This window comes from Streptomyces katrae, assembly GCF_000966975.1.
Classification (GTDB): domain Bacteria; phylum Actinomycetota; class Actinomycetes; order Streptomycetales; family Streptomycetaceae; genus Streptomyces; species Streptomyces katrae.
In genome coordinates, this window is the sequence record NZ_JZWV01001173.1 from 1 (window position 1) to 6,188 (window position 6,188).

General features: G+C 72.3%; 5 protein-coding genes and 1 pseudogene. 2 read left to right on the forward strand and 4 right to left on the reverse strand.

Annotated features, from left to right (window positions below; translation table 11 throughout):
* Positions 1 to 108: 108 nt before the first annotated feature.
* The 3 genes from VR44_RS34380 to VR44_RS34390 all read right to left on the reverse strand — a co-directional run bounded on the left by VR44_RS34380 (position 109) and on the right by VR44_RS34390 (position 3,229).
* Positions 109 to 888 carry an enoyl-CoA hydratase/isomerase family protein gene (locus tag VR44_RS34380; protein WP_045951568.1) on the reverse strand — a complete coding sequence of 260 codons (780 nt, stop codon included), beginning with the start codon at positions 886 to 888 and terminating at the stop codon, positions 109 to 111.
* 167 nt (positions 889 to 1,055) lie between these two features.
* A complete protein-coding gene (locus VR44_RS34385; protein WP_007263382.1) occupies positions 1,056 to 1,277 on the reverse strand; it encodes a helix-turn-helix domain-containing protein in 222 nt (73 codons plus the stop codon).
* A 353-nt stretch (positions 1,278 to 1,630) separates the two neighbouring features.
* Positions 1,631 to 3,229 carry an ABC-F family ATP-binding cassette domain-containing protein gene (locus VR44_RS34390; protein WP_045951569.1) on the reverse strand — a complete coding sequence of 533 codons (1,599 nt, stop codon included), beginning with the start codon at positions 3,227 to 3,229 and terminating at the stop codon, positions 1,631 to 1,633.
* Positions 3,230 to 3,450: 221 nt separating this feature from the next.
* On the opposite strand from VR44_RS34390, the pseudogene ypfJ reads away from it, so the two are divergent.
* A pseudogene (gene ypfJ, locus VR44_RS34395) lies at positions 3,451 to 4,358 on the forward strand (KPN_02809 family neutral zinc metallopeptidase).
* Between the two features lie 68 nt (positions 4,359 to 4,426).
* Positions 4,427 to 4,822, forward strand: a complete 396-nt coding sequence (locus VR44_RS34400; RefSeq protein WP_063779005.1) for a VOC family protein — start codon at positions 4,427 to 4,429, stop codon at positions 4,820 to 4,822.
* A gap of 50 nt (positions 4,823 to 4,872) precedes the next feature.
* Here VR44_RS34400 and VR44_RS34405 read toward each other — a convergent pair.
* On the reverse strand, positions 4,873 to 6,188 hold a 1,316-nt coding region (locus tag VR44_RS34405; RefSeq protein ID WP_045951571.1), incomplete at its 5' end, for a hypothetical protein.

Here is a 6,188-nt window from a genome sequence, read left to right on the forward strand (position 1 = left end):
CCTGGGAACGGAGGAAGGGCGGGGAGGGGAGGCCCCGTGCCCGGCGCGGCGCCGCGAAGCCGGGGAGGCCGCCCGCGGCCGCACCGAGCGAGCGGCGCGTCAAGAAGGTCAGTCGGAGAGGCCCGCCAGGTCGCGCAGGCGCCGCGCCTGAGCGGCCCGCTCGGCGCCGCGCTGGTCATCGTACGTGCGCGACCCCGCCTCCCGCAGCAGCGCCTTCGTCTCGATGACGGCGTCCCGCGGCGGCGCCAGCAGCGCGGTGGTGAGGTCCTGCACGGCGGCGTCGAGCTCATCGGCCGGGACGACCAGGTTCGCCAGACCCACCCGCTCGGCCTCCTCGGCGTGCACGAAGCGGCCCGTGGCGCAGATCTCGAGCGCGCGGGCGTAGCCGACGAGGGCGGTCAGCGGCTGGGTACCGGCCAGGTCGGGAACCAGGCCCAGGCTGGTCTCGCGCATGGCGAACTGCACGTCGTCCGCGACGACCCGCAGGTCGCACGCGAGTGCGAGCTGGAAGCCGGCGCCGATGGCGTGCCCCTGCACCGCGGCGATGGAGACGATGTCGTTGCGCCGCCACCAGGTGAACGCCTCCTGGTACTCGGCGATCGTGGAGTCGAGCAGTTCGTCGGAACCGCGCGCCAGGTCAAGGAAGGACGGCTCGCCCTCGAAGCCCTCGGGGGTGAACGCCTGACGGTCGAGCCCAGCGGAGAAGGACTTGCCCTCGCCGCGCAGCACGACGACCCGGACCGAGCCGGGCAGCGACCGTCCGGCCTCCGCCAACGCCCGCCAGAGCGCGGGGGATTGAGCGTTTCGCTTGGCCGGATTGGTCAGCGTCACCGTGGCGACCGTGTCGTCGATGGTGAGCCGTACGCCATCCTTGTCGAGCAGAGCCATCTGGTGCCTCCGGTGTGCAGTCGAGGCCGGACGTCCGGCCTAAGTGACTGCACAGTAACCACCCAGTCGACCGAGAGGCCGACCGGGGGTCACCGAAAGAACCATGCGTGGAACGGAACGGAGCTGGAGGGCGGTCGTGGGCACCGGCCCCGGCCTGTCGGCCAGGGTCAGGCCGCGGCCGCCTTCTTGCCGCGCGTCGCGCCACCGCGACCACGCAGCGTGACTCCGGACTCGCTGAGCATCCGGTGGACGAATCCGTAGGACCGGCCGGTCTCTTCGGCCAGCGCCCGGATACTCGCACCGGAGTCGTACTTCTTCTTCAGGTCTGCCGCGAGCTTGTCGCGCGCGGCGCCGGTCACCCGGCTGCCCTTCTTCAGAGTCTCGGCCACCCGTGCCTCCTCATGGGAAGTGCGCTCTGTGCTTCTCATGATCACCCCTCCCCGGCTTCCTGGCCACCCATTCAGCAAGGTCGGTCCGGCGGCATTTCTCGGTCCGTGGACACCCGAGCAGAACGGAATCTCCTCCTCCGCTGCATGACCTCCGTCACATTCCTCCGTCACGGAGGGGAATCGCCAGGTCAGGGGCCGGACGCCGAAAACGGACGGCCCCGGCCGCACATCCGGGAGGATGCGGCCGGGGCCGTTGTACAGAGCGCGAGGGTACGAGACCGTCTCACTCAGATGATGGATCACGTCTGCGCCGAATGATCCATGGGGAACTGGATCAGCCCGGCGGAAGGGGATCAGGCGAGGGCGACCAGGTCCCGGTAGTCCGGGCCCCACAGGTCCTCGACCCCGTCCGGGAGCAGGATGATCCGCTCCGGTTCCAGGGCCTCCACGGCGCCCTCGTCGTGGGTGACGAGGATGACCGCGCCCTTGTAGGTGCGCAGCGCGCCCAGGATCTCCTCGCGGCTGGCCGGGTCGAGGTTGTTGGTGGGCTCGTCGAGGAGCAGCACGTTCGCCGAGGAGACGACCAGGGTGGCCAGGGCCAGACGGGTCTTCTCGCCGCCGGAGAGCACGCCCGCGGGCTTGTCCACGTCGTCGCCGGAGAAGAGGAAGGAGCCGAGCGTCTTGCGCACGTCGACCAGGTCCAGGTCGGGGGCGGAGGAGCGCATGTTCTCCAGGACGGTGCGGTCCGGGTCGAGCGTCTCGTGCTCCTGGGCGTAGTAGCCGAGCTTGAGGCCGTGCCCGGGGGTGACCTGGCCGGTGTCGGGCTGCTCGGCGCCCGCGAGCAGGCGCAGCAGGGTGGTCTTGCCGGCGCCGTTGAGGCCGAGGATGACCACGCGGGAGCCCTTGTCGATGGCCAGGTCGACGTCGGTGAAGATCTCCAGGGAGCCGTAGGACTTCGACAGGCCCTCGGCGGTCAGCGGGGTCTTGCCGCAGGGCGCCGGGTCCGGGAAGCGGAGCTTGGCGACCTTGTCGGAGACGCGGACGGCCTCCAGGCCGGAGAGCAGGCGCTCGGCGCGCTTGGCCATGTTCTGGGCGGCGACCGTCTTGGTGGCCTTGGCGCGCATCTTGTCGGCCTGCGAGTTGAGGGCCGCGGCCTTCTTCTCGGCGTTCTGGCGCTCGCGCTTGCGGCGCTTCTCGTCGGCCTCGCGCTGCTGCTGGTAGAGCTTCCAGCCCATGTTGTAGATGTCGATGACCGAGCGGTTGGCGTCGAGGTAGAAGACCTTGTTGACCACGGTCTCGACCAGGTCGACGTCGTGGGAGATCACGACGAAGCCGCCGCGGTAGTTCTTCAGGTAGTCGCGCAGCCAGATGATCGAGTCGGCGTCGAGGTGGTTCGTGGGCTCGTCGAGGAGCAGGGTGTCGGCGTCCGAGAAGAGGATCCGGGCGAGCTCGACGCGGCGGCGCTGACCGCCGGACAGGGTGTGCAGCGGCTGGCCGAGGACCCGGTCGGGGAGGCTGAGGGCGGCCGAGATGGTCGCGGCCTCGGACTCGGCGGCGTACCCGCCCTTGGTGAGGAACTCGGTCTCCTGGCGCTCGTACTGGCGCAGGGCCTTCTCGCGGGTGGCGCCGGAGCCGGTGGCGATGCGCTCCTCGTTCATCCGCATCTTCTTGATCAGGACGTCGAGGCCGCGGGCGGAGAGGATCCGGTCACGGGCCAGGACGTCCAGGTCGCCGGTGCGCGGGTCCTGCGGGAGGTAGCCGACCTCGCCCGAACGGGTGATGCTGCCGGCGGCGGGCTGGCCCTCGCCGGCGAGGCACTTGGTGAGGGTGGTCTTGCCCGCTCCGTTGCGGCCGACGAGGCCGATGCGGTCGCCCTTGGCGATGCGGAAGGAAGCGGACTCGATGAGGACGCGGGCGCCGGCGCGCAGCTCGATGCCGGTGGCGGTGATCACGGAAATACTCCAGGGCGGTATGGACGGCGGAAGAGGGGGGCGGGACGCGCGTTCTTCGACGCCGCTAATCCGCGAGGAGATTTGCCATGAAGCCATTCTAACGGGGGTGCGCAACCACTTTTCGGGGCCCGGCCCTCACCCGTTCGGCCCAGGGGCCGCCCCGGGCGGGCGGGGCACGTATCAGGATGAGGGGGTTGGCCACGCTTGGAGGGCGGTGCGGCATGCAGTTCGACGACGACGCCGATCTGGACACGTCCGAGGTCAAGGACGTCCGCGGCAGCCGCGTCCCGGGCGGGCGGGCCACGATCGGCGGTGGGGTCGTCGGGCTGATCGCGCTGGTCCTGGGCCTGCTCTTCGGGGTGGGACCGGACCAGCTGGGGCTGTCCGACGGGAGTCCGCAGCCGGTCTCGACGAGTTCCTCGGCCGCCCAGGTGCAGCAGAGCTGCAGGTGCAGCAGAGCTGCAGGAAGGGCCGCGACGCCAACACCCGGGAGGACTGCCGGCTCGTCGCCGTGGTGAACAGCACACAGGACTTCTGGAGGCAGGAGTTCCAGCGGCGCGGCGGGAGGTACTCCCCGGCGTCGACGGTCTTCTTCTCCGGCCAGGTGAACACCGCCTGCGGGGCGGCCAGCAAGGCGGTCGGCCCCTTCTACTGCCCGGCCGACCGGCAGGTCTACCTGGACCTGGGCTTCTTCGACGACCTGCGGACCAAGTTCGGGGCGACGGGCGGCCCCTTCGCCCAGGCGTACGTGATCGCCCACGAGTACGGGCACCACATCCAGAACCTGACGGGGACGCTGGCGCGGGCCCAGAACGGCCAGACGGGCGCGAACAGCAACGCGGTGAAGGTCGAGCTCCAGGCCGACTGCTACGCCGGGGTGTGGGCGCACAACGCGACGCGGACCCCGGACGAGTCCACGGGCCGGCCGCTGATCAAGAGCCTGACCGACGAGGACATCCGGGACGGGCTGAACGCGGCGGCGGCGGTGGGCGACGACCGGATCCAGGAGAAGTTCCAGGGGCGGGTCACCCCCGAGTCCTGGACGCACGGTTCGGCGGAGCAGCGCCAGCAGTGGTTCTACCAGGGCTACCGCACGGGCGACATGGCCCAGTGCAACACCTTCCGCTGAGTGTCAGTGGCGCCTGCCATGCTGTGACGTGGATCACTTGGTCACCGTCACGAGAGGGAGTGATCGTCATGGCAGGCGTTCCGTCCATCTGTCCCACGCTGCCCTACCGCGATGCGAAGGGGGCCATCAAGCTGCTGACCGAGGCCTTCGGGTTCAGTCAGGTCGCGGTCTACGAGGGTGAGGACGGCTCGGTGATGCATGCCGAGCTGGCGTACGGGAACGGCGTGGTGATGCTCGGCAGCCAGGGCCGGGGCGGCACGTTCGACAAGCTCATGGAGGGCGCCGGGCCCGCCGGTGTGTACGTGGTCGTCGACGACGTGGACGCCCACCACCAGCGGGCCGTCGACCACGGAGTGGAGATCGTGGCACCGCCCACCGACCAGGACTACGGCTCCCGCGACTACATGGCCCGCGACGCCGAGGGAAACATCTGGAGCTTCGGCACGTACACGCCCCAGCTCTGACGACTTCACCGGGGGCGCGGCGCGGGGTCCCGTGAAGGCCCGGCCGGGGCTCACGCCCCGCCGGTGTGGACCTGGAACGCGGCCCGCCGGACCGCCTTGGCCAGGGCGGGGTCGGGGTGGGCGGCGGCGAGCGCGACCAGGACCTGCACGGTGCGCGGGTGCCCGACGGCCCGGACCTCGTCGAGCAGCCGCGGCACGGTGGTGCGGACGGCGGAGTCCAGGTGGCGGGCGAGCAGGTCGGCCTCCCCGTGGTCGGCGATGGCGGCCGCCGTGTCCACCCAGAGCCAGGTCGACTCCTCGGGCGTGAGGACGTCCTGGGCGTCGTCCGGGTCCACCCCGTCGTGCTCGGCGAGCCAGAGCAGGGCGTACGGCCGCAGGGCGGGTTCCCGTACGGCCGCGCGCACCTCCGGCTCGGCGGGGGCGCCGACCACGCGCAGGGCTTCGAAGGCGAGGCCCCGCAGCAGGGCGTCCTCGCCCCGGGCGGCGTGCAGCAGCTCGCTGACGGCGTGGCCGACGGGCCGGGCGGCGAGCCAGGCCCGGTACTCGGCGCGGGCGGGACCCGGGGTGAGCCGGGCGCAGCCGTGCAGCATGGCGGCGGCGGACTGCTCGATGTTCCCGGCCGGGCTCTGGGCGGCGACGCAGATCTGCTCCAGCTTGACCCAGACGGCCCAGCTGCCGAGCGGGGTCAGGGTGGCCTGTGCGGGGCCCAGGGTGACGGCGTCCACGGCCGCGAGTCCGCCGAGCGCCCAGCGCAGCAGCCGGGCGATCGGCAGGGGGCGGGGTTCGGCCGAGGCGGAGCCGGAGGCCGGGGCCGGGGCGGGCTCCGCGTCGTAGGGGACCTCGCAGCGCTCGTCGCGCAGTTCGGTGACCCGCTGCCCGAGGAGGTCCAGCAGGTCCGGGACGGTCACCGGACCGGCGGACAGCTGGAGCAGGGAGAGCAGCTGGGGCATCGCCTCGACCACCTCGGCGACGGCCGAGGGGGTGATGTCGGCGGGGGCCGGGTGGACGAGGGACCAGGCGTCGAAGAGGGCGACCCAGCCGCGCAGCACGGCGGTGTCGTCCCGGTCCCAGGCCCGCAGCCGCCAGCCGGGGCGGGCCTGGCCGCCGTGCACCTCGACGAGGCCGGAGAGCCGGGCGCGGTCCCAGCCGACCCGGATCTGGCCGTGCGTCAGGCCCAGTTCCGCGGCGGCCCGTTCGACGTCGACGGCGGGCAGGGCGCCCGCGGGGGCGGGGCGGCCGCCGTCACCGGTGCCGAGGTTCAGTTCGGCCCAGCGGGCCAGCCGTACCGCGTCGGCCAGTGAGGCGCGGGCGCGGTTCGCCAGGTCTGCCGTGGCGGGGGTTCCCGCCGGGGGCCCGGCGGCCGGCC